At 38.3% G+C, this 25,704-nt stretch carries 20 protein-coding genes; 8 read left to right on the top strand and 12 right to left on the bottom strand.

From position 1 onward, the window contains the following. Positions 1 to 11 precede the first annotated feature (11 nt). On the bottom strand, positions 12 to 806 hold the full coding sequence (locus E2I05_RS06200; protein WP_121852219.1) for a TIGR00266 family protein: 795 nt from the start codon (positions 804 to 806) through the stop codon (positions 12 to 14). Positions 807 to 861: 55 nt separating this feature from the next. Continuing rightward, on the bottom strand, positions 862 to 1,749 hold the full coding sequence (locus tag E2I05_RS06195; RefSeq protein WP_121852218.1) for a LysR family transcriptional regulator: 888 nt from the start codon (positions 1,747 to 1,749) through the stop codon (positions 862 to 864). Between the two features lie 143 nt (positions 1,750 to 1,892). On the opposite strand from E2I05_RS06195, the gene E2I05_RS06190 reads away from it, so the two are divergent. Next, the gene (locus E2I05_RS06190) at positions 1,893 to 3,056 is read left to right on the top strand and encodes a homogentisate 1,2-dioxygenase (RefSeq protein WP_121852246.1); all 1,164 of its coding nucleotides are present in this window, start codon (positions 1,893 to 1,895) and stop codon (positions 3,054 to 3,056) included. 56 nt (positions 3,057 to 3,112) lie between these two features. Beyond that, positions 3,113 to 4,153, top strand: a complete 1,041-nt coding sequence (gene hppD / locus E2I05_RS06185) for a 4-hydroxyphenylpyruvate dioxygenase (protein WP_121852217.1) — start codon at positions 3,113 to 3,115, stop codon at positions 4,151 to 4,153. A gap of 64 nt (positions 4,154 to 4,217) precedes the next feature. Here hppD and E2I05_RS06180 read toward each other — a convergent pair whose 3' ends face one another. The 6 genes from E2I05_RS06180 to E2I05_RS06155 all read right to left on the bottom strand — a co-directional run bounded on the left by E2I05_RS06180 (position 4,218) and on the right by E2I05_RS06155 (position 10,972). Next, on the bottom strand, positions 4,218 to 5,765 hold the full coding sequence (locus E2I05_RS06180; protein WP_133309512.1) for a hypothetical protein: 1,548 nt from the start codon (positions 5,763 to 5,765) through the stop codon (positions 4,218 to 4,220). Positions 5,766 to 6,144: 379 nt separating this feature from the next. Further along, positions 6,145 to 6,756: a GTP cyclohydrolase II gene (gene ribA / locus E2I05_RS06175; protein WP_121852215.1), complete on the bottom strand. Its 612-nt coding sequence runs from the start codon at positions 6,754 to 6,756 to the stop codon at positions 6,145 to 6,147. 127 nt (positions 6,757 to 6,883) lie between these two features. Then, positions 6,884 to 7,240, bottom strand: a complete 357-nt coding sequence (locus E2I05_RS06170) for a YibL family ribosome-associated protein (protein WP_121852214.1) — start codon at positions 7,238 to 7,240, stop codon at positions 6,884 to 6,886. A 441-nt stretch (positions 7,241 to 7,681) separates the two neighbouring features. Then, positions 7,682 to 8,146: an anaerobic ribonucleoside-triphosphate reductase-activating protein gene (gene nrdG / locus E2I05_RS06165; RefSeq protein WP_121852245.1), complete on the bottom strand. Its 465-nt coding sequence runs from the start codon at positions 8,144 to 8,146 to the stop codon at positions 7,682 to 7,684. Positions 8,147 to 8,187: 41 nt separating this feature from the next. Continuing rightward, positions 8,188 to 10,305, bottom strand: a complete 2,118-nt coding sequence (gene nrdD, locus E2I05_RS06160; protein WP_121852213.1) for an anaerobic ribonucleoside-triphosphate reductase — start codon at positions 10,303 to 10,305, stop codon at positions 8,188 to 8,190. A gap of 229 nt (positions 10,306 to 10,534) precedes the next feature. Next, positions 10,535 to 10,972 carry a MarR family winged helix-turn-helix transcriptional regulator gene (locus E2I05_RS06155; protein ID WP_121852212.1) on the bottom strand — a complete coding sequence of 146 codons (438 nt, stop codon included), beginning with the start codon at positions 10,970 to 10,972 and terminating at the stop codon, positions 10,535 to 10,537. Positions 10,973 to 11,093: 121 nt separating this feature from the next. On the opposite strand from E2I05_RS06155, the gene E2I05_RS06150 reads away from it, so the two are divergent. The 6 genes from E2I05_RS06150 to E2I05_RS06125 all read left to right on the top strand — a co-directional run bounded on the left by E2I05_RS06150 (position 11,094) and on the right by E2I05_RS06125 (position 19,576). Next, entirely contained in the window at positions 11,094 to 12,095 is a 1,002-nt protein-coding gene (locus tag E2I05_RS06150; RefSeq protein ID WP_121852211.1) for an NADP-dependent oxidoreductase, read from the top strand. Between the two features lie 174 nt (positions 12,096 to 12,269). Beyond that, on the top strand, positions 12,270 to 12,644 hold the full coding sequence (locus tag E2I05_RS06145) for a hypothetical protein (protein WP_121852210.1): 375 nt from the start codon (positions 12,270 to 12,272) through the stop codon (positions 12,642 to 12,644). 974 nt (positions 12,645 to 13,618) lie between these two features. Next, on the top strand, positions 13,619 to 15,670 hold the full coding sequence (locus E2I05_RS06140; protein WP_121852209.1) for an ankyrin repeat domain-containing protein: 2,052 nt from the start codon (positions 13,619 to 13,621) through the stop codon (positions 15,668 to 15,670). Positions 15,671 to 16,380: 710 nt separating this feature from the next. Then, positions 16,381 to 17,724 (top strand): DEAD/DEAH box helicase, encoded by a 1,344-nt coding sequence (locus tag E2I05_RS06135; RefSeq protein WP_121852208.1) that lies wholly within the window; start codon positions 16,381 to 16,383, stop codon positions 17,722 to 17,724. 45 nt (positions 17,725 to 17,769) lie between these two features. Continuing rightward, complete coding sequence (locus tag E2I05_RS06130) at positions 17,770 to 18,207, top strand: DUF3010 family protein (protein ID WP_121852207.1); 438 nt, start codon at positions 17,770 to 17,772, stop codon at positions 18,205 to 18,207. Between the two features lie 181 nt (positions 18,208 to 18,388). Continuing rightward, a complete protein-coding gene (locus E2I05_RS06125) occupies positions 18,389 to 19,576 on the top strand; it encodes a hypothetical protein (RefSeq protein WP_121852206.1) in 1,188 nt (395 codons plus the stop codon). 282 nt (positions 19,577 to 19,858) lie between these two features. Here the strand turns inward: E2I05_RS06125 and ltrA are convergent, their stop codons facing one another. The 4 genes from ltrA to E2I05_RS06105 form a co-directional block, all read right to left on the bottom strand. Beyond that, positions 19,859 to 20,992, bottom strand: coding sequence for a group II intron reverse transcriptase/maturase (ltrA, locus tag E2I05_RS06120; RefSeq protein WP_133309511.1), 1,134 nt, complete (start codon positions 20,990 to 20,992; stop codon positions 19,859 to 19,861). A gap of 299 nt (positions 20,993 to 21,291) precedes the next feature. Next, positions 21,292 to 22,524 (bottom strand): hypothetical protein, encoded by a 1,233-nt coding sequence (locus E2I05_RS06115; protein ID WP_121854314.1) that lies wholly within the window; start codon positions 22,522 to 22,524, stop codon positions 21,292 to 21,294. 33 nt (positions 22,525 to 22,557) lie between these two features. After that, positions 22,558 to 24,903, bottom strand: a complete 2,346-nt coding sequence (locus E2I05_RS06110) for a bifunctional diguanylate cyclase/phosphodiesterase (RefSeq protein WP_243641107.1) — start codon at positions 24,901 to 24,903, stop codon at positions 22,558 to 22,560. Between the two features lie 11 nt (positions 24,904 to 24,914). Then, positions 24,915 to 25,574, bottom strand: coding sequence for a cupredoxin domain-containing protein (locus E2I05_RS06105; protein WP_121854315.1), 660 nt, complete (start codon positions 25,572 to 25,574; stop codon positions 24,915 to 24,917). Positions 25,575 to 25,704 lie beyond the last annotated feature (130 nt).

Here is a 25,704-nt window from a genome sequence, read left to right as displayed (position 1 = left end):
ATTTTGATCGATTAACGACCATCAATCATACGACCAATGCTGCCTAACACCGATCCTTCTCCCTGACTACTACCACCAGAAGAAGGTGCATTTGCGATAATACGATCTGCCATTCTTGAAAACGGCAAACTTTGCAGCCACACACTTCCATGACCTGAAAGGGTCGCTAAAAACAGTCCTTCGCCGCCAAAGAACATTGACTTCATTGAGCCAGCTCGCTCTATATCATAATCAATTCCTGGAGTGAATGCCGCGATACACCCTGTATCGACACGTAATGTTTCACCATTGAGTTCTTTCTTTATTAAGGTGCCGCCCGCATGTATAAATGCCATACCATCACCTTGTAAACTTTGAAGGATAAAACCTTCTCCACCAAAGAAGCCAGCACCTAGTTTACGGTTAAATCGTGTGCTTACTTTCGTTCCCATCGCTGCGGCAAGGAAACTGTCTTTCTGACAAATTAGCTCACCGCCGCATTGTGCTAAGTCAATGGCTAAAATCGTTCCGGGATAAGGCGCGGCAAAGGCTACTCGTCTTTTAGTGAAACCATTGTTGGTAAAATGCGTCATAAACACACTTTCACCCGATATGGCACGTTTTCCTGCACTCATTAATTTGCCAAAGAAACCTGCGTCTGGTTCTGAACCATCACCCATCTTTGCTTCAAAGGCGATGTCTTCCTCCATATAAGTCATCGCCCCTGCTTCTGCCACTACAGTTTCTTGTGGATCCAGCTCCACTTCCACCAGCTGCATATCATGCCCTTTAATTTCATAATCCACTTCGTGACTTTGTCGACTCATTGTCATTTCCTTTGGTTGGTCGCTATTCAATCAGAATAAACTACGATAAAAACTGTTACGATTGCAAGAACTCTTCTAAAATCAGATCGGTAAATAACTTACCCGCTCGACCTAATGGACGTTGAAGGGACGATACTAACTGAGGGGTGAAGGTGTAACGGCTACCACCAACAAAATCCACTTCGACTAACTTCCCCGCATCTAAATAAGGTTGGACTAAAAAATCGGGCAACCACCCGAAACCGAGTCCTCGTTCAAGTGCATCTCGCTTAATACGAAATCCTGAAAGGTAAAACACTTTATCACCGCCAAATTGCATTTCATCTTTAAGGTTATTCTTTGGTGCGGAATCTTCAATGGTCAGTTCAACATGCTTTTGCAGTTCATAGAGCTCTACTTGTTTCTTGCTAGCCAAAGGGTGTTGATTTGAAGTAACTAAAATATTCGTTATTGTAGGTAGCGCTATAGGCGTATAATTTGGCCCTGTTCGATAATCTTTCACCAACATCAAATCGGCATTATCACGTTCAAACCGATGCTGAACGCCACCCAAGAACTCTGTATTGAGCTGAACTTTTGTGGGGATATTGTGCTCGGTCATCCGTTTTAGTGCATTCATAATGGGATCCATTGGTAGAGCACCATCGATAACAAGTTCGAGACTGGGTTCCCAATCATCACTGAAACGATTAGCGACTCTTTCAATACCTGAGAGCTGTTGCAGCAATTTTTGCCCTTCTTTTAAGATCACACTTCCTTGTGGCGTTAATTGAGCTCTATATTGATCGCGATTGAATAATTGAACACCAAGATGCGTTTCAAGCTTTTTGATTTGATAGCTCACGGCTGACTGAGCTTTGTGTAGCTTTTCAGCCGCTTTAGCAAAGCTTCCTTCATCTACAATAATTTGCATAACATGAAATGCATCAATGTCTATTTTCATTCTCATCACCTATATATCAAGGCTTTAAAACATCATCTATATTTTTGATGATCTTAAGCGATTTATTATTCTTTTTTTTATTGAGTTATGCAATTAAATTGCTAGGTAGATCACACTTTTCATTTTACGAAGGAATAAAAGCCATGCCGTTTTATGTCAAACAAGGGAAAATCCCTGCAAAACGTCACATTACTTTTGAAAAGGAAAATGGCGAGTTATACCGTGAGGAGCTTTTTTCTACTCATGGATTTTCTAATATTTATTCCAATAAATACCATCATAACATGCCATGTAAAGCGCGCTCTGTATCGCCATATCACATGGAGCATGGTTTTAGCTGGGAAGATTCTTTAGTTCAAAACTATAAATTAGACTCGAAACTTACTGATCGTGAAGGTAACTTTTTTAGCGCACGTAATAAGATCTTTTTTAACTCAGATGTCAGCCTTTATACGGCAAAAGTATCTGAAGATACTGAAGAGTTTTACCGTAATGCTTATTGTGACGAAGTGGTATTCGTTCACGAAGGTGAAGGCGTGCTCTATAGCGAATACGGTGCATTAGAAGTTAAACGCTGGGACTACCTTGTTATCCCTCGTGGAACAACTTATCAGCTAAAATTTAACAGCTACAACAACGTACGCTTATTTGTTATTGAGTCCGCTTCGATGGTCGAAATACCAAAGCATTTTCGTAACGAATACGGTCAACTGCTAGAGTCTGCACCTTATTGCGAACGTGATATTCGCACCCCAGAATTGCAAGATGCTGTCGTAGAGCAAGGCGATTTTGCGCTTATCAGTAAATTTGGTGACAAATATCAACACACATCATTAGTGTGGCACCCTTTTGATTTAGCTGGTTGGGATGGTTTTGTTTACCCTTGGTCGTTTAACATCACTGAATATGCGCCTAAAGTGGGTAAAATTCATTTACCGCCTTCTGATCATATTGTTTTTACAGCGCACAACTTTGTCGTCTGTAATTTTGTGCCACGTCTTTATGATTTCCATCCTCAATCCATTCCAGCACCGTACTTTCATAATAATATCGATAGTGACGAAGTACTTTACTATGTTGATGGCGACTTTATGAGCCGAACGGGAATTGGACCAGGCTATATGACGTTACATCAAAAAGGTGTACCTCATGGGCCACAACCGGGTAAAACCGAAGCATCCATTGGAAAAACTGAAACCCATGAATACGCTGTCATGGTAGATACCTTTGCACCACTAAAATTAACTGAACATGTGCAGCAATGCATGAGTGAAGACTACAACCGCTCTTGGCTTGAAGAAGAATAAACCAATAAACGCCAAGACCACATTTAATACATGAGTTAAAAATAAAGGATATGAACATGCCTACTGAACTAAACCCACTGGGTCTACAAGGTATCGAATTCACTGAATTCGCAACTACTGACAATGATTTTATGCATCAAATATTTGTTGATTTTGGTTTTTCTATGCTTAAAAAGCATGCCACTAAAGACATTACTTATTACAAGCAAAACAACATCAACTTCTTTTTAAATAAAGAACGAACTGGATTTTCTGCTGACTTCGCTAAATCTCACGGCCCTGCAATTTGCTCAATGGGCTGGCGTGTTGAAGATGCTGAATTTGCATTTAAAGCTGCGGTTGAACGTGGTGCAAAACCAGCAAGTGATTCAGCGAAAGACATGCCATATCCAGCCATTTATGGCATTGGTGACAGCTTAATTTATTTCATTGATATTTATGGTGATGACAACAATATCTACAAAAATGACTTTGTTGATCTCTCTGAGCCGCTAGTCATTGCAGATAAAGGTTTCATGGAAGTTGATCATCTTACAAACAATGTTTATAAAGGCACCATGCAGCATTGGGCGGATTTCTATAAAGATATCTTTGGATTTACTGAAGTTCGTTATTTTGACATCAACGGCGCACAAACTGGTCTCACATCATTCGCATTGCGTTCACCAGATGGTAGTTTTTGCATTCCGATTAATGAAGGTAAGAATGATGACAAAAACCAAATTGATGAATATTTGAAAGAATACGATGGCCCAGGTGTGCAACATTTAGCATTTACAAGCCGTGATATCGTGGCATCTTTAGATGCGATGGAAGGTTCATCAATTAAAACATTGGATATCATTCCTGAATACTACGATACAATTTTCGATAAATTGCCACAAATTACTGAAGATCGCGATCGTATTAAGCATCATCAAATTTTGTGCGATGGAGATGAAAATGGCTATTTACTCCAAATTTTTACCAAAAACTTATTTGGCCCTATCTTCATCGAAATAATTCAACGTAAAAACAATCTCGGTTTTGGTGAAGGCAACTTTACGGCCTTGTTCGAATCAATCGAACGCGATCAAATGCGTCGCGGCGTGCTGTAGCAGACTGAGAAATATGAATACTTTTTAATCGGCGCATTTTGCGCCTTTTTTATTCTGATACCAATTACAGTTTTAACACTTCACTTACAGGGTATTCTAAAGGATGCTTAACTGGATCTTTTAAAAATAGAATGACTTCATTTCTATACTTTTTATGAACATGTTGAGTTATCCATTCAATAAATTTACCTTGGTTTTTTTTGTTAAGTATTGTGGTTTTACAGTCTCTTAGTTGACTGGTATTAATAGCGCAGGCAAGTCTTGGCGTTGTACCTTCACACACCATTAGTAAAATTGCATGTTTTTCTGCGACAGCCATCCATTGTTTTCGTTCTTCTAAGATTGATACCTTATTCGTTTTATCTATCAAAGACTGAGTATATATGTATTCATCGAACATCATCTCGTCAAAACTCCCCACATCAGGTGTCGCAATGTATTTCCACCCAGTGAAATTTAATGCGCCATTATCATTCGGGCAAAGTAAATTATCGTTTGATATACAGCATAGTCTGCCTCCATTTGCATGAAGCGTAGTGACAAATTCAAGGAAAGGCTTGTACTGTTTTAACTGAACTTTACTCTCCTCTCTAACATGAAGTTTCCTAACATTTGTCCCTCCATACTCTGCAATAACCAATCGAGAATCAACAATCCATGCTTTTACGATAATCGGGTTATCTTGAAATAATTCGAGCCTTTTTTGCATCTCTTGTTGATCTTGCACCGAGTAACATCCACGGTGTGCTGCTCGCTCCAAAGCAACAAAATGATCATCCACTGCAATCATTTTCTCTGTTTTCCCATGAGTAATCCTTTTAGGCGCTTCAACGGGCTTGTATAAAGGCTTTTGGAGTGTTTGGCGTGTTACATAAAAGTCTCTCCCTCCCATGGATATTTTTTTATAGCCAAACTCATTTTCTTCCTTGCTGAGAAATAATGTCTGTAAATCTGTCTTAAAATCAAGAGACAATGACGGTCTATAATACAAGCGATTTTGCTTTTCCGACTCATAAGCTTTTTTATCTAATAACCTTTCACTATTTATCTGCCTCGTTTCTTGCTCTCGAATTCTTTTTTCTTCTTCATTAAACGTGAAGTGCTCAAATGAATATTGCGTAGAATGTATTGGCTCTCTTTGATGCATTAAAGTAGGACCACTCAAGTTATCTTTTTGATACTTAATTTTTATTTCTTGAGTTTCTGTTCGTACAAATACTGGTTTTAATCTAGTGGCAGGAATTGAAACTTCTGATGTTGCAAATTCTTGTTGCTTAACGTGTTCCTGTTTAATTTCCTCTTGTTTCAGTAAACCCAATAGCGCAATTTCATCTTCAGATAAGTCAGTATGTTGCTCATCGTTTATTTTCATTCCTGTTGCTGTACCACTGGCTTGTGAACTATCAGCATTCTCATTGGTATGAAAGCGAACAGCTGGAGTTGAATCTCCTACACCTGTAGCGTACAGCCTATTTTGATGCGATTCATCTGTTGATATAAGCAGGAAAGAGTCTTTTAGGGTAGTTCCTGAAACAGCAACTTTTACACTTTCAGAATGATAACCATCTAGTACAGAGGAACTACTAGTATTTGATGCAATTTCTTGTGCCATACTACCCATGCCGATTGCTAAATTTGAAACAACATAATTCAAAACGGCATTGTAGACAGGGAGTTAGATCTCAAATTAATTTAATTTAACAATTAGTTAATTTTAGTTCTTTAAAAAAATATGGATTTGAAAGAAAGGAGAAAATTACCTTTTGAAAGTAACGAGCAAGACAGGGTTGACTTACTCGTTAGGGATCTAGCGATTTAGAAAGTACCAATCTTTGTCATACCAGCGAAGGCTGGTATCCAGTGACTTTTACTGAAAAAAGCAAAGGCACTAAACTACCGACATACAAAACTGTCGTTACTTCGTTTCCAGCCTGCGCTGGAGTGACGAGAACTCATCGGTATACTTTCTTCCGAAACTTTCCTTATTAACATCAATCATTATCATGAAAATGATGTTCAGACATTAAATGCCCAAGTACTGTTGATTTTGTTTTTAAATAAGATTCGTTGTAACGGTTTTTGCCGACTTGTAAAGGCACTCGCTCGCTCACTTCAACACCGTTGTCTTTAAGTGCATTTACTTTACGTGGGTTATTAGTCATTAATTTAACTTGGTTTACTCCGATTTTATTAAGCATCGGTGCGATCATATCGTATTTACGCATATCGGCAGCAAAACCAAGTTGCTCATTGGCCTCAACGGTATTGGCACCAGCATCTTGTAACTCATAAGCACGAATCTTATTAATTAAGCCAATACCACGGCCTTCTTGACGTAGGTATAAGATGAATCCTTGCCCTGCTTCTGCAATATGCTGCATCGCCGTTTGCAATTGAAAGCCACAATCGCAGCGTAAACTGAATAATGCATCGCCGGTTAAACACTCTGAATGTATACGGCCTAATATAGGCGTATTAGCCTCTAATTCGCCAAACGTTAATGCAACGTGCTCTTTACCTGACTTAAGATCTTCGAAACCATGCATCGTGAAAACGCCCCAAGGGGTAGGTAACTTTGAAGATGCGACGTACTTTACCGACATGAAACAACCTTAACAAAAACTCTCAATCCCTAAGAGTATTCGGAATCTCAACTAAGCGTTCCTGCTTAACATTAATCGTAATCCAATACTTAGATCATAATCTAAAAATTTAAGAGTATGATAACAATCAGAATTCTTTAGGTGCGAAACCTGTTACTTGGGTTACACCCATTGAGCGACCTAGTGCTGTCATAGGATGAACAACAACCAAACCTTTAACCGACTTTTTTAGCTTACCCATATCAGCTTGCTCTGCTTTAGTCAGCACACGGTTAAAAGCCAGTGATCTAACATCACCACCAGCTTTGCTAAGTGTACGAGTTTGCTGATTTTTGAGCGAGGTTATTTTTTTTGTAGTCGCAGCAATTTCTCGATTAAACTGTTTCATAACAGCTTGATCACCACGCTCTGTTGCCGCAGCCAGTTTACGACGGAATTTGTCTAATTTATCGCTTAATTTATGCAGCTCTTCTTTTACATTCATTTCAAACCCTTTATGTCGACAAGTCAGACATATAAAACACGATTACCAATTATCCTAAATAAATCGGTTGAACGCACAATTTAACTTTAATCTATTAAATTTAAATAAAAAATTAAACAACCCGAATTCATTCATCAGGTGAGTACTGAACATTCATATACTTAGCAAAATCACCGCTTGCTGCGTTATAAATTTTGCAAGTAGAAACGAAGTAACGACAGTTTTGTATGTCGGTAACCACTACTTGCTGCTATTCATGCCTTGCTGTCAGTAATTTTTTCTGCGTATATGAACGCTCCCAACCAATTTATTTAGGATTATGATTACCTGTACAATCAGTAATACGGAATATCGAGCGTTTACCCGATATAAAAAATTGGTTGGCATTATAACAGCAACTTGGCACTGCAAGTTACTGCTTTATGAGACTGCTGCTGAATTTTATAAAATCCGGTGAATGATCTGATTACTGCTGCCACGAAAGCTAAGTGAAGGATCTGCTAAGTTTTCATCAAATTTACCATCAATCAATACGTCTACTTTGTCAATAAGTTGTTGCTGCTCTTTCGATAATTCCTCAAGCAAATAACCACTCCAAAGCCAGATATCTTTATCTGGGCATTCTGATCTGACTCGATCAACAAGCTTAGTAATCCCAGGTAAATTTGACGGTAATAATGGATCGCCGCCACTCAAACTCAATCCTCGACGCTTTATTCTGGTGTCATTCAAATCATCAATGATCTGCTGCTCCATATCAGCATCAAAAACTTTACCTGATTTTGGGTTCCACGTACTTTGGTTATAACAACCTCGGCATTGATGAATACAGCCAGAAACAAACAAAGTCGCTCGCGTACCCGGCCCATTAATCACATCTACAGAATAATAAGCGCCATAATACATTTCATTACTGTTTTTCGTGTTTACATTTATCAAGCCAGTAATCATAAATGTTTAACTCGGCGTTTTACTTCTTCTTGCTTGCCAAAGTTGAACGGCCTTGCATCAGGGCTACCTAAATAACCACAAACTCTGCGTGTGACAGAAACTCGGCTAGGATCGTGATTACCACATTTAGGGCATGTAAAGCCTTTACTGGTGCATTCGAATTCCCCTAAGTAGCCACACTCATAACATTCATCAATGGGTGTATTGGTTCCGTAATATGGAACCCTCGAGTAACTATAGTCCCACACGTTTTCGAGCGCTTCGATGTTATGTTGCATATTTGGATATTCGCCATAACAAATGAAACCACCGTTTGTGAGTGCTGGATATGGTTGTTCAAAATCAATTTTGTCGTAAGGGTTTACTTTCTTTTCAACGTCTAAATGAAAACTGTTAGTGTAATAGCCTTTATCCGTCACACCTTTAATTTCACCAAACTGCTTAACATCAAGGTGATGGAATCTACTACATAGGTTTTCACTTGGCGTACTGTATAAACTAAACCCGTAGCCACTTTCTTGTTTCCAACATTCTGTTGCCGCTTTTAAATGTCGAATAATTGCAAGCGCTTTAATTCTCAAACTTTCACTGTCATATAGATGTTCTTTTGCGGGGTATAAAGCGTTAATAGCTTCGTGTAAGCCTATATAACCTAACGAAATTGAAGCTCGTCCGTTTTTAAAAATGTTGGAAATATCATCATCAGCTTTTAAACGTACCCCACAAGCACCTTCCATATAAAGAATTGGCGCCACTTTAGCTTTGACACCTGTTAATCTATCGATACGGGTATCCAAAGCGAGCTTTGCGACCAATAGACGTTCATCGAGAATACGATAAAACTCTTGTTCATTTCCCTTCGCTTCAATAGCAATACGAGGAAGGTTTAAACTTACTACGCCAAGATTATTTCGACCCTCGTGAATTAATTCACCTTGTTCTTCATAAGCGCCCAAAAAGCTTCGACAACCCATTGGAGTTTTAAATGAACCAGTGACTTTTTCTACTTGTTCAAAGTTAAGAATATCTGGGTACATTCTGCTTGCCGCACACTTCAGAGCAAGCTGTTTGATGTCATAGTTACAATCACCAACTCTATGGTTAATACCATTTTTAATCGCGAAAACTAACTTAGGGAAAACCGCTGTTTTTTTGTTTTTACCGAGTCCAGCAATGCGAACTTGCATCATAGATTGCTGAATTAATCGAGATTCCCAACTTGTTCCTAAGCCGAAGCCAAAAGTAACAAATGGCGTTTGGCCATTAGCAGTATGCAAGGTATTGACTTCATACTCTAATGATTGAAAGGCGTCATGACACTCTTTTTCTGTCTGAGCTTTGGCAAATGCTTCACCATCAGTAATGCCCCACTGTTGCGCGATTTCGACATTCTTTTGATAACTTTTAGTCACAAATGGAGCGAGCACTTCATCAATACGATTAATCGTTGTTCCACCATAAATATGGCTCGCAACTTGAGCAATGATTTGCGCGGTAACCGCCGTTGCGGTTGAAATAGATTTTGGTGTTTCTATCTCTGCGTTACCCATTTTAAAACCCTGGGTTAACATGCCTTCAAGATCAATCAGCATACAGTTAAACATTGGGAAGAAGGGCGCATAATCTAAATCGTGATAATGCAGCTCTCCACTCTCATGTGCTTGAACAACTGATTTTGGCAACATATGGGTTTTGGCATAATGTTTAGCCACAATACCTGCTAAAAGATCACGCTGAGTAGGAATCACTTTTGCGTCTTTATTGGCATTTTCATTGAGTAATGCCGCATTACTTTGTTCAATCAAACCTCGAATCTCGATATTCAATGAGCCACTGCTTTCACGTGCGACATCTCTATCGTGTCGGTATTCGATATAATGACGAGCCACTGACTTATGAGGACCTGACATCAATTCGTTTTCTACGATTTTTTGTAATTCTATAACGGCAATCTCATCATAAGAGGCAACATATTTAGACACTGTTTCAGCAACGGAATCAGCATAATTTGGATTATCAACACCCGCTTCTTGTGCTGCGGCTTGAACGGCATTGAAAATCCTATTTGTATCGAACTTTGTTCTGATACCATCACGCTTAATCACTACTGGCATGTCGCTCTCCTATTAACAATGACATTGTTACAAACACAATATCTAGTAGGCAATAAACGAGTTCACTACTAGATGAGCTGTATTAGGCACGATTAACCGTTGATGAACTATGATCCAGATCATCTTTTTAAAGCGCAAAAAAAAGACTGGTGAGTTATGCTCACCAGTCCACTAAAGTGGAATGTCAAGAGTTGACAATTAGCGTATTGCAATTATAACCGTAATAAAATTATTTTATGTCTAACTCTTTTACTACTTTCAAACATTGATCTCTGAGCTGAACTAACTCGTCTTCACACAGACTAACTTTCTCTAACAAAGTCTGTTTTAACTCTAAAGCTTCAGTACGAATTCCTAAACCAAACTCGGTCAATTGAATCACTTTTTTTCGTTCGTCATGCTGGTCTTTGGTTCTAATGAGTAACTCTTTAACTTCAAGGCGCTTTACAATCGGTGTTAATGAACCTAAATCGAGACCCGTCTGCTGTGACAATTGAGTTAAGCTTATCGCGTCTTTACACCACAAGGCTTGCATCACAAGATATTGTGGAAAAGTGAGATCATATTGTTCAAGTAATGGCCTATAGGCACGAATGATGGCATTGTTAGCGGAGTAAACAGCAAAACAAACATTATCTGATAATTTGTGTTCTGGATCTGGTTTCATAAACGACTACATTTTATTTGCGCGCAAAGTAATTGCGTTCTTATTTTACGAGGCGTATAGTCTACCACAATAAATTTAGTTAGCGCACAAAGTATATAGATTTTAAATAGGTAAAATGAATATGAATACACAACAAATAATCCTTAATTCTCGTCCTGAAGGTTTACCTACTGCAGATAACTTCAAACTTCAAACCACAGAATTACCTGAATTGAAAGACGGCGAAGTGCTAGTCAAAAACTTATGGATGTCAGTAGATCCGTATATGCGCGGACGGATGATCGATCGCAAAAGTTACATTGCACCTTTTGAAATAGACTCACCTCTTGAAGGCGGCGCAATTGGCGAAGTCATTGAATCTAAAAACAGTACACTTCCAGTAGGCACTAAAGTCAGTAATATGTTGGGTTGGAGAAATCATTTTGTTTCTGGAGAAGAAGGCCTTACTGTCGTTCCTGAGACAGGGCTCGATTTATCCCACTTTCTTGGCATTATGGGCATGCCAGGCATGACAGCATGGACAGGCCTGACTCGCATCACCAATTTAAAAGCTGGCGAAACACTATTTGTATCAGCTGCATCAGGTGCTGTTGGTAGCGTGGCTTGCCAATTAGGTAAGCTTATGGGCGCAAGAGTTATTGGTTCTGTAGGAAGCGACGAAAAAGCTGAAAAATTGAAACTGTTAGGTGCAGATGAAGTTATCAATTACAAAACCTGTGGTGATTTAAACGAAGCGCTAGCCAAAGCGGCACCAGAAGGTATTGACGTCTACTTTGAAAATGTTGGTGGTGAACACCTAAGAGCAACATTAAATAATATGAACGATTATGGCCGTGTCGCAGTATGCGGAATGATCTCTCAATATAACGATACTACGCCAACCCCAGGGCCTGAAAACCTATTCCAAATTATCGTTAAAAAGCTTAAATTAGAAGGCTTTATTGTGTTTGATCATTGGTCTCATTACGGTGAATTTGCTAAAGAAATGGCGCAATGGCTAGCTTCAGGAAAAATTCAAGCTGAACAAACTATCTATGAAGGCTTGGAAAATGCGCCAGAAGCCTTTATTGGATTATTTGAAGGTAAAAATAAAGGCAAAATGATCGTAAAACTTACCTCATAGAGGCATGAATGTTATTGAACGCTACTCACTTACAATAGAACAGCGTTCAATAATTACATTAATCGAAAACTAATAACAAAAGTGTTCAAGAATTAATTAAAGATAACTTATTTTTATTTATATTGCTGGTAGGCTATTTGCATTTCCTGTTTAAAAGAAAACGGGCCTTAACCTATGACTGAAGCAACGCCACTTCATCAAATTGCTTTAACGAGCCGATATGTATGGAATAGAGCAACGAACCATCTCGAAACTCTTCAAAGAAACGATTATGACGAAATTAAATCACGAACTAGAAACAATCCAAACTGGCAAGTGTTAATAATCGAAACTAGACATAAAACAGATAGTGAATTTAATACTACAAAAAAAACTTATCATATAAGGATGGTTGACGACGGTCGCCACACCAATGGCAAAGCTTTTCAAGTACAACACACCACATGGATAAATTGGTTTTTGGCTGCATTACATATTCGAGGTCATTTATCTCGCTGTTTACAGGGTCAATTAACTCACACATACAATCGAGTTCAAGGTTCAAACTAAGTTTTTCAGTTAAATAAAGTACCTAAGATATCGCTTAGGGATCTAGCGATTTAGAAAGTACCAATATTTGTCATACCAGCGAAGGCTGGTATCCAGTGGCTTTTATAGAAAAAGCAAAGGCACTAGACTACCGACATACAAAGCTGTCGTTATTTCGTTTCCAGTTCCAGCCTGCGCTTGAGTGACGAGAACTCATCGGTATACTTTCTTCCGCAACTTTCCTTAACCTGATCATTGAAACAATAGTTTCTTCAACCTAAACGTTCATGATAGGCATAGATGTCATATGCGTTTACTTTGGCTACTATTTTTCTATCACCCTACACCATGAAAATTGTATTCGCTGAGATTTGAAGATTATTTCCAACCAAAGCTAAAGGCGAAGTGATTTTTAGCTTTTATGCTTTCACTAACAGGCTTGGGAATAGGTGTTAGCGGCTATTTTTACGGTAAATAAATCGGTTGGGAGCGTTCATATACGCAGAAAAAATTATTGATAGTAAGGCATGAATAGCAGCAAGTAGTGGTTACCGACATATAAAACTGTCGTTACTTCGTTTCTACTTGCAAAATTTATAACGCAGCTAGCGGTGATTTTGGCAAGTATATGAATGTTCAGCACTCACCTGATGGGTGAATTCGGGTTGTTTAATCTTGTATTAAACTTCAATAGATTAAAGTTAAATTGTGCGTTCAACTGATATATTTAGGTTCAAGCCCAGAACTCCTCAACAACAAAATTTCGCTGCCAGTCCACTCTTTGGAAAAACACTAAATCGCTCAGCATTGTTAACTGAAATTGTTACTATCCATTAATATGATCCTCTGAATATAATATTTAAAAAACATCAATAACTATTTCATAAACTTTTACTAACTAAATTTTAATCTTGTCATTAAAATTATCACTCTACACTTGACTAAAAAGATAGCCATATTGCTTACTTATTATACTGTGGTGTAGAGGATAAATTATGTCGGTTGCCCCTTCTTCCTATAACGTAGAATTGAATGAAAAACCTAGATTCGATGTACACGAATATTGTGAATCCGAAGTTAGGCTAATCAGTCCACGCTCACAAGAATATTCGTTAACTCGACAATTATCGCAATTGACTGCGGTTTTACCTGAAGCGGGATCTCATTTAGAAGCTGTCATTTTATTTCATACACATTCAAGCACTAGAGACTCTATAAATGAAACAAAAATACGAATAAGCCACGAACCTCTTGATTGCAAATGTTGGAAAGTCGAAGTTCTCACCGCTGATCCTATTCCTACCAAAAGAAAAACAGCATCAAAAGCAATTCCGATTCCAACTCCAACTAAAAGCGTTCAATATTTTGAGGATCAACTCAATTTGAAAGGTCAATGCACTGAACTTGTACTTGCCATTTTTTCTGGTGATTTACAATCTGTAGAGCAAATAATTGAAGATGGCGTCAATTTAAACACTCATATAACATCAGATAGTTTTCCAATATATGTAACATTTTTCTCTAAGAGAAATCAAAATAAAGTCGAAATTACAACCCCAGGGAGCGATGCATTAAATATTTCCTTACCGATAACTTGGAATGAAACATTACATACAAGAACAGTAAGTCACAACGGCATAATGATCAAAACAGATTATAACAACAATTCTCCTCATTTATATTGGGGAGATAACGCCCAGTTTGTACTCAGTTCCTTATACTCCAAGAAGTTAGCTCCACTTTTTGTCGCTACCATGTGTGACAAGCCTGAAATCGTAGCCGCTTTAGCAAAAGCTGGCGCCAGTCAAAATTTAAAAGACTCGAAAGGAAGTACGGCAATGCACTACGCTGTACAGAACAAGTTTATATCATGTATTTCTTCGTTACTTGAAGGTTCGACTTGCATTGATGCAGTTGATGCCGAAGGTCTAACCCCCTTACATTATTCAGTAAGAAGTAAAAATTTAGAGATCTCTGAAATGCTTATTAAATCCGGTGCTGATATAAACATTCAACAGATAAAAGCAAACTTTACAGGCGAAACACCACTACAAATTGCGATTAACAACAATGCTCATAAAATACTCAGCTTTATGCTAGAAACAGAAACATGCCAAGTTGCTCAACAAATCATAGAAGATAATTCAATACTCCATTATGCTGCACAGAAAGGAGATGAAGAATTAATTAACATTTTGATTAAGAAGTTCTCTTTAACAGACGGCGGAGATGCTTTCGGAACTTCTGTTGGTGCTTTAACACCACTCTATTTAGCTGTGATGCATAAAAATATTAATGCTATGAATGCATTGGTTGTCGCAAAAGCCAATCCATTTTTTAAACTTGGAGAGGCAGAGAGCCCAATTGTTCTTGCTGCTCGTTTAGGTAACATAGATGCATTGCAATGTTTTGTGACTTCCCCTACAACAATCCCTGAAACACAAAAGCAACAACAACTCTATGATGCATTTATCGCAGCTTCAAATTCTGGCGAAAACGAAGCAATCATATTGTTATCCAATCATGTAAATAAAGGCAAACTGAAATCACACCAAATAACAATTCTAGAAGCTGCCATTGCAACCAACAATATGGACAAAGCAAAAGCTTGTATTGCGTCATTATCGGAGCAACAAATCAAAATTCCAATTAGGATTATCCAAAAAGCAATTGATTGCCAAGGCCTTAAAGATGATGAACATATTGAATTGATAAAACAACTTTTTAGTGCTGAATGTGAGCTTCACGTTCCGAACTCTGATTCAAGTATTCTTATTTTAGCTGCAAATAAGTTAACAGACCAAAAGCGCGTAACTATTTGCAAACTCATTATTAATCAATTGGGTACATTAGAAGAACAGGCTTTACTCGATGTTATGAATAGTAAGGGAGAGTCGACATTCCAATTTATTGTTTCTATCAAAAATAGAACCTTAACGGCATTATTTACTCGTAAATTCCATCAATATAAAATAGATGCTCAAAATCAATTGATAAAAGCAATGGAACAGAATTTGAATGCGAAAGGATGGGTTAATCTAACATAGAGGGCGTTTCCAATTAACTATTTTAGACATTTTTATAAGTACCTGTCGATAAGTTCTTTGATAATTATTGTGTTCAGGTTTAGTGCTATACAAGACGCAATGTGGGCGCATAGCCGTAGCTATGTAGCCGAAGTTGCAACACCGTAGAGTGCTGAAACTGGGCACTAGAAAATCTTAAGAAACTTATGGTCAGGTACTTATGTTATACCAATTACAGTAATTAATCTCTCACTCAGCAAGAGCTAAAAGGTTTCAGTGCAAGGCGCAAGCTCGAAGTACTATATACCCTAACGGCCGCCATACAAAGCTGGCGTTCAACGCACTTCGTGCTTTTGTCGGGATAATTTAAGTGCTTGTAACGCAGTAATGGATCCCTTTAGCCTTGCCCTTCGGGAGCTTGTATGTGCTCAAATTACTTCTCAAAATTGTCTTGACGTAGCAATGTAATAACGACAGCTGTGTATGTCGGTAACAACTATGTCTTCATCAATTTCGATTGCACTTTGCGCACATACATAGCTCTGAGTTGAGCATTTAATTACTGTAATTGGTATTACTGATAGACAAAAAATACCACGGGTTACATTTTCTTCCTGTAACAAATACTGAATAACAGGTACAATACACCGCTTTTTTTACATTCATGCCAATCCTGCCAAAATACTCAATGACGGCTTTTCAATAACTTGATTGGTATTAGGAGATCTCTTTTGCAATTTACCGAATTATCCTTAGATCGACGTCTTGTCCAAAGTATCGATCATATGGGATTTACCAGTGCGACCAATATTCAAGAACTCGCTATTCCAGTAGCTTTAACTGGTAAAGACTTAATGGCGTCATCCAAAACAGGTTCAGGTAAAACCTTAGCGTTTTTATTGCCCGCTCTACAAAGGATCATGAATAGCAAAGCACTCAGTAAAAGAGATCCAAGAGTACTCATTCTGTTACCAACCCGTGAGCTGGCGCATCAAGTATACAGTCAACTCCGTCTTTTAGTTGCTAATACTAAATTTAAAGCCGTAAGCATTTTAGGTGGTGAAAACTTTAACGACCAAGTTAAAACGTTAGCGCGCGATCCACATTTTATTGTTGCCACGCCCGGTCGCATCGCCGATCACTTAACTCAAAGAAACTTATATTTAAATGGCCTAGAGTTACTTATTTTAGATGAAGCCGATAGAATGTTGGACTTAGGCTTTGCACAACAGTTAAAACAAATCAATACCGCTGCGGATCATAAACGTCGTCAAACTTTAATGTTTTCTGCTACCCTTGATCATAATGAAATACTCGATATTGCCGACGAATTACTCAATGAGCCGCACCACATCAATGTCGATGATAGTTTTGCTGAACATGCAGATATTACCCAAAAGATTTATTTATGCGATCACCTTGATCACAAAGAATCCTTATTGACTCACCTGCTCACTAACCAAGAGCATAAACAAGTCATTGTGTTTACCGCCACTCGAAATGACACCCAACGTTTAGCCGACAAGCTTACTGCGGATGGCTTTAAAACTGCTGCACTCAGTGGCAATTTACGCCAAAGTGAACGCAATAGCATTATGGATGACTTCAGCCGTGGACAACAACAAATCCTTGTGACAACAGATATTGCATCTCGTGGCTTAGACTTATTAAATGTCTCTTTGGTCATAAATTTTGATATGCCTAAAATGAGTGAAGAATACGTTCACCGAATTGGGCGAACTGGTCGCGCAGGCGCTAAAGGGGATGCCATTTCCCTTGTAGGACCTAAGGATTGGGAAAGTTTTGTAAAAATTCAAACGTTCTTGCGTAAAACTTTTGAATTCTCAACGATTGAAGGATTAAAAGCTAAATTCAAAGGGCTTAAACCTAAAACGGATAAAAAGTCTGTAGCTAATCATTCCAAATCTAAAGTTGCTGCAAAACGTAAACCAGCAGCGAAAAAGTCAAAACCAGCAGCTAAACGTGATAAACGTTTCTTTAATGCCGTTGATGTTGGTGATGCACCAATGCGCCGCAAGTCTGCTGGAAAATTACCATTAGACGATGATGAGTAATCACCTCATCACTGTTCTTGATTTATAGAATTAAAGGAAAAAAACATGAGAGTTTGTGGTGTTGAATTAAAAGGTAGTGAAGCCATTATTTGCTTGTTGAATTATGATGGTGAAGCATTCAACGTGCCTGAGTGTCGTCAGAGAGTGTTTACTGTTTCTAACTCATCTGAAGCAGAAAATATTCGTGATTTCCATTTTGCTTTCGATAAATTGATGGAAGATTATAAAGTCGATGAAATCGTTATTATTGAACGCTTCCAAAAAGGAAAGTTTGCAGGTGGTGCTACAGGTTTTAAATTAGAAGCGGCCATTCAGTTACAAGCTCGCCCTGTTTCATTGATGCCAACCAAACAAATTAAAGAACAACTTAAACGTAATCCTATGCAAGCTGACTTTGACGCGCTTGAATTAAAACGCTTTCAAAAACCTGCATTTGATGTAGCTTATACCTATCAAAACACCAAGATTTACGAAAAAAACTAGTTCTAATAAGTTGAGCTACTTAGGAGTAATCAGCCTGGTAGCTCGATTATGCTTAACGATAAAAACCAGTTTACTATACACGTGACACCTTAAACCTCATGAACTTTTATTCACAATAAAGCTTATTTAGTATTGATATAATCGAGCGTATTACGACTAATCAACCTTAAAAGTGAACGCCGTGACAACCCCAACAATCCCTGCTGCTCAAACTTCTTGTTCAATTACTGTTCCAATTCCTGAAGCGAATAAACACGTGATTTTTTCATCAAATGCAGGCTCTATATTCGAAGTACAGAATGACTCAGATGATGGACGAGTGGAAAGCCAGCAACATGATGTAGTGCGAGAATTCACATCAACGCTTACCCCCCCAGCTCCCGAAACCGCAAATCGTTTATTTAACAGTCACAATAACTACACTGTGAAACAAGAGCAAAATGACTCAATCTCTTTATCAAGTGCTCAGGCTATTGCGCTTAATTGCAAAAAGCAGATATGTGAAAGGTTTCCTCTGCCTTCTTCAATAGTTCATCGCAATCAAAGAGCTGGTAATGAAAAAGCATACGAAAGATTTTACTTTAGTAATGAGTTTCCATTTCATTTTCCTAACCTTGATTTTAACAGTACCATACAAGCATTCGACAAACACACTTTAACTAAGGGGGAATACACCCCTAGCTCATTTTTTATTGGTGAATCATCTTTTCCTTCTATTGCACCTGAAGTCGCAAAATATGGCATTATCTTTATCTTAGATAACGATCCCTTAGTTTTGCATTCCATTTTGTTTAGTATCGAATTTATTACAGGTTGCCAATCTATTCCTGAAGAAAACCAATACCTCTCTGATCTAAAAAATCATTTGTATAAGTTGTATGACGCGAATAAAGAAAGAAAAATTAATGACATGAAACAGTTAGAGAAGGATTATCATTACTCTAGATTAGGCTTAAAAGATAACCATGTTTTTAGCTCTAACCAACGTCTCCAAAAAGTTAAATTAGCACTCCGCGAATTAACAGTTATTCCCGTCTATATTAATGTCCTCTGTCCAAAATCCACTGATGCATTTGCAACCATTTTGAGAGCAAATAAGGTAGGTTTAGATGCCGCTAACTTTACCAATATATTGGATCTTCCAATTGTAGATAGGCAATCTGATAGTGATAGCCCAGAATATGGGCATTTAAAACGCCTCCCCTTTTCTGAGCAAGCATTATGTGCCTACTCTCGGATCTTGATCAAACCTCAATTGTGTACAACAGTTAATAGCCCAAAAAAGTTTTGGGATGAGGTAGAGCAGCAAAAAGCCAGTGAAGATGATTTAATGGAAATACGACGCGCTCAAATGTGTGCCATTATGTAAAGTAAAAGTCTTAAAGTAGAGTAGGCTACTGGCTTCGCTATCGCTTATCCAGCAGCCCCTCTTCGATTCCGTGCATGAGGTTTTCCCTCACACGGCTCTGTTGTTACACTTCTCTCAGCCCCTTCACTTTGCTTATCATCTTGTCGTGGGTAAATACTCAAGACCAGCTTGGCGTAATTTTTCGTAAGCACCTCGTGATAGATACTTGCTTCGACGTTGACTTAAGCGACGATGCCAGCGATAGAATCGGTTTACTACAAATCCATTTATTCTGAAAAATACTCATCTGGGATATCCTATCCTAGCAAAATAGTGTTTCCATCCCCTCAGAACTTGATTAACTTTATTTATCAGTACGCCAAGTGTATTTGAGGTTCGATGTTTCACTATGTCTCTGAGTTTATTTTTCAGCTTTGTTTGGTTCTTCTTAGACGCCTGTATCTTAATGTAACTGGTGCCTTTGATGAGGCCTGTGATCCGTTGAAAGTTAAAACCGAGGAAATCAAACTCATTCATCAGCTTTCCCATATCCACACAGTGAGTTTTACTTTGATTTAGCTTCAGACCTTCATCACTTAATTGCTGTGTTATCCAGTCCAGTTGCTCTTGTGTGTAGGTTTGCTTATGAAGTACAACAAAATCATCTGCATAGGTAACGATTTTACACGGTGTTTTTTCGTGTATTTTCAAACAGAAATCGTTGAGATAGATGTTAGCCAGTAGTGGAGAGATAACTCCGCCTTGCGGAGTGCCACATCGGCTTGCTTCTATTCGCCATTTCCCGTTGACCGTCTCTATGCTGATGGGCGCTTTGATAAAGCTTTTCAGCAAACTCAGAAAGCTGCTGTCGCTTATTCGCCTTTCTACTTTTGCCATCAACTTAGCGTGCGGGATGGTATCGAAATAGGCACTCAAGTCAGCATCGAGTACGTGCTGGTAGCCTTGTTTTAGGCTCATTTCAATGACTTTTACCGCTTGCTGGGCGCTTCGACATGGACGATAACCATAACTGTGTTCATGTAAATGAGGTTCGTAGACGGGTTGCATCACTATTGTCATCGCCATTTGCACAATTCTGTCACTGATTATCGGGATCCCAAGTTTCCGCGTTTTGCCGTTGTCTTTGAGTATTTCTACTCGTTTGACTGGGCTAGGTCGATAGTTTTTCTGTTGTAATTGAGTTTGAATTTCTTTTAACAGCGCAACGACTTTCTTTTGCTGCTCTAGATAACTGAATGTGATGCCATCAATTCCTGCTCCGCCTTTATTGGCTTTGCATCGTCGATAGGCTTCCTCGAGTATATCTAGGCGACTGAGTTTATCGTACAAGCTGTAAAATCGTAGCTCCGAGTTAAGCTTTGAGCGTAAGTAAAGTTTTCGCTGTAATATTCTGATATTTACTGGAGTGTTAGCCATATGGCAATTTAACCTCGAACGTTTAGGTTAAACTTATAAAAATCAGTTGGACGCATAGGAGTACGATAAATAACTCAAGTTCAACCTTAAAGCCATAAAGTGTACTCATCCATTGAGTGAATGCTTGACGTTCGTAAACTGGCTAAAATTACCGCTTGCTGCGTTGTAACTTTTATAAGTAGAAACGAAGTAACGACAGTTTTGTATGTCGGTAACCACTACTTACTTCAAGTCACGCCTTGCTATCGAAAAATTTCTCTGCGTTTAAGAGCACCACCAACTGATTTTTCTAGGTTAAATTAAAAGAAGTACCTTGAACTCAATTGCCACTGGCGTTCAATAAGATTTTGCTCTGCATTGATATACTCATGAGCAGGTCTATTACTATCAATAAAATTAAATTCGGTATGTATAAACCAACCCTTATTAATTTGATAACGGTAAGACACTGTATAGCTATTGCCTGTTTCATTATTATTATCTTCAGGTGTTAAATCTCTATCGGAGACTGAAAAATCTTCAAAACGGACACTGAATCTATGGGTATTCCAACGCCGACTTAACAACACATTAAAGCTGCTATATTTGATATTTACGGCATCTTCACCTGTCGGCGCTTCCATTAAGGTATCGCCAGATATCATTTGTGAAAGTAACTCAATACGCAAAGGTAAACGCCACTTTATACCCACATGAGAAAAGCGAGTGCCCCAAGTGTATTGACCATGTTTAACAATACGCGTATCAGCATTATTATCATAATAGCCTGCCTTCACTTTACCATTCCCATTCCAATTCCACTCGGCTGAAAAATGCGTACCTATTCTATTATCAAGTTCAAGAAATGGATCGGAACGCTTAGCTTGACCTTCTAAAGAGCCACCAGAATCTAAAGCCGGAGTTGATGGAGTTTTAATTGTGTTTTGCCATAAAGTCTGTTGAGATCCTATTGTCCAACCATGCCACGCCAACATAGCGCCAGTAGTATCATTATTGACAAAAAACTCACTGGTTAAGTTGAAGTCATGTTTAGATTGATGATATTTACCTAAACGAGTCACACTTAATTTTGTACCCAAATGTCTCACTTCTTCAGCAAGCCACGAGTTTATATTTGAATAACTCAATGTGTAGGGGGACGCCCATGCAGTTGCTAAATTTTCAAGTGTGATATCTGGATACATCAGCCCGACTCGACCATCTATTCGGTAACCAGAGTCGAAAGGTAAACCTTTATAATTAACAAATAACTCTGTGATGCCAACATTATCTACAACGCCATCCAAATAGCCGTTTACGACTGTTTTCATTGACCAAAAATCATCCCAGTCAACTTGATAAGTTAGCCCTAATTGTGCGACGGAAAGTCGTTCATCATTATTAAAACGAAACTTTCCTAACCCACCATTGAAGTATGAGTCAACACCGTCAACGGATGTGAGCCTTAAGTCAATGATACCTTTAAGTTCATGCTCTAACGCATTAGCGTTGGTACTCATCGCTAATAAAATAAGCCCATAAAGCGTCTTCATATTCATCCTGTTTTTATTGTTATTTTCAGTTGATTAATGAATTTTTGGTTTTATGTAGCTAAAGTGACTAGATAGAAGCCATTGAGCCAGTTCATCTTCTGGAATAGGTCTTGATAAATAGAAACCTTGAGCCATTTCGCAGTTATGCTCGGTTAGCCACTCTAAAGTTTCAAGATTTTCAACCCCTTCAGCAACCACTGACAACCCTAAATTATGGGCAAGTTCGAGTGTTGAGTTTACTATAATTTTATCTTCATCATTCGACATCAAATGCTGTATAAATGAACGATCAATTTTAATTTCATGAACAGGTAACTGCTTCAGCTGTCCCAATGAAGAGTATCCTGTACCAAAATCATCAATCGATAATTTTAACCCACGGTCACGCCAGTGGCTTAATTGCATAATTGCACTTTCAGGATCTTCGACAACAGCATCTTCAGTTATTTCTAATGTTAATGCTGATACTGGCATTTTCAATTGCTCAACCGTATTTAGTAACCACTGACAAAACTCTGAATCTTTCAAGTTCTCAGCAGAAATATTAACTGCAATTGACAGCTCAATGCCCTCTGAACGCCATTTATGATATTGCTTGATAGCTGCGATAATGACCCATCGACTGAGTGTGTTCATTTGCCCTGTTTTTTCGGCAATAGGAATAAACACGTCAGGTGGAATTGTGCCTTTTTGAGGATGTAACCACCGAACTAACGCTTCTACTTGTACAACCTTTTTCTTTTCTAAGCACAATTTTGGCTGATAAAACAATACAAGCTCGTTATTTTCAATCGCTGATGTTAATGCATTAACCAGTTCAAAGGTTTCTAATGTGTGCTGATCAATTTTCGGATCATAAATGACAAAATCTAATTTATTCGCCTTAGCATGTTGCATTGCTGTGTTTGCTTGCTGCAATAGTTGAGATAAGCCAAGGTTTGACTTTAAAATGCTCACGCCTACTGTCAGTTGCAAATGTAAAGAAACATCTTGGTAGCAATAACGTTTCGCCATTTGCAGTTGGATTCTTTGTAATAAGGTTGATATCCCCACATCATCAAAATCTTTTAAAGCCAATGCGTACTCATCGCCTGAAAGTCGGCAAACTAAATCCACATTATTCATATTTTCGAGGCGGTGCCCTACTTCTTTGATAACTTCATCACCAACCATATGCCCCAAGGTGACATTTACATCTGTTAAACGTCTTATATTGAGTAAACAAACAATCACATGGCTTCCGTTTTGTATCCATTCTGATACAAGTCGTTCAAGTTCATTTCTGTTGGGTAAATTAGTTAACGTATCGTGAAACGCCTGATGAACAATCTTTTTTTCACGGCTTAAAATGGCCGTTTGCATTTCCGTGAATTCGTGAGCGAGTTGTGCAAGTTCAAGTGTTGAGCTGGGCTTTACTTTGGCATCATAATTACCTTGGGCAATAAATTTAGCTTGCTCAATTAAACGCATAATCGGTTTTGTTATGCTGCCCGAAATGCCAAATGCTGCAAATAAAGATACAGGCAACATTAATAGTACCAACCATAACTGTCGCCACCATTGCTTTTGCAAAGCCTTTAATACATCAGCTCTGGGCAAATACATATAAGCGTATAATGATTGATTACCTAACTGCCCAAGAGGTAGACTCCATAATAGGTAGTCTTCATTTTCGGTTCCTTTTTGTAAAAAGGATCCCAAAACAGCTTTTATATTTGAAGCAATATCTATTCCTGAGTGCGCAAGGAATTGAGGGGGAGTCAATTCAGACGATAACGCAAAACCAGTAGGAAGGCCGGTTTGATCCTCCATTAAACTCGCTAAATTGGAGTCAACCACAAATCCAAATCCAACCCAACCGATTGTAGTGCTACCGCTTTTTAGTGTTGCAAAGCGTAATTGATAAATCTTTCCATCTAAGCGATATAAAGAATCAAAGTCGGCCATCGATTGTTCAAGCATTAATGCTGTGTGCGTTCCTTGCTCAGAGCCAATTTTAACCTTAGATTTACCAGCATCGTTCATCTCATTGACGAGTTGACCAATAACTTTACCATCTTTCGAAATGGCCATCGCCATATTTGCACCGATTCGCCCACGGTGATTATTCAAGGCGATTAAAAAGCTTTTTTGTTCACCATCAATAAAAATTTCTTTTAAACCAAAGTCCTTAGCTGCCGTTTCTGCGAAAATAGACAAGTAATGATTACGATTATCGAATTCTGAACGGAATACTTTTTCAGCAACTGACATTCGGTTGTCTAGCTGTTGTTTTTCTAGCTTATTATAAGAGTAATAGGCCATCCAAAATGAAAACGCCTGCACTGCAATTAGCAGTAAAACAAAAAATCCAAAAATGCGTGTTTGCAAGCGATTCATAAATAACAGCATTAATAACCTTCCAAAAATTCAAACTCATCCAAAGTATCTTGCTCTGGAATCGCTGCCATCTCGGCTTGTAGTTTAATCGTAAGCTTTGATTTAAGCGGCAGTACAATATCTTCGACTTGCCTATTTTCAGCACTTTGTAATTGAGGGTGCCAAATAACCAGTTGATATTCACCGACTGGCACATGTGAAAAATCAATATTACCAGTATCGCTAGTTAATCCATAAAAAGGAGTGTCTACCACAAGAATATGCCCACTCATCCAATCATGAACATTACACCCCATAGCAACATGACCTGACTCTTCAAAACTTATTGAAGAATTTGTTTCATCTGCCTTTAATTTAAAAGAAAATCGCTCAGGGCCAATAGCAGAATAAACATGATGAGTAATATCATCTTTGTTCACAAATGATGTCTTGGTGTTTTTTGAAATAACGGTCAAATAAGGTGCAAATTTTTTATGCTCTTGAATAATCGTTGCAACGTGGTTACTTGCCGAATATTGAGTTCTATCGAGGATAAATTTTGGTAATAGAAAGGCTGCGAAACCAACTGCGGGTTGTTCGTTTTTGCGATTCACTTCTATGTGATTTGCGAAGGTGCTACTGGAAAAAATAATGGTTAAATAAAACAACCAAAATCTATTGCTGATTATCATTAACTCTTTGCCCCAATTTTTAATTTGATTTTGCTATTAAGCCCAAACTGCATTTGGCAAGATGAGCTTTCTTCTTCAAATTAAAGAAAGGCTTACTACAGACATAATTTCATTCATTATACATAAACAA

Origin of the sequence: Parashewanella spongiae, from assembly GCF_004358345.1 — a bacterium.
Classification (GTDB): domain Bacteria; phylum Pseudomonadota; class Gammaproteobacteria; order Enterobacterales; family Shewanellaceae; genus Parashewanella; species Parashewanella spongiae.
Note: the sequence above shows the minus strand (reverse complement) of the source record. Positions and strands in the feature narration are given on the sequence as shown.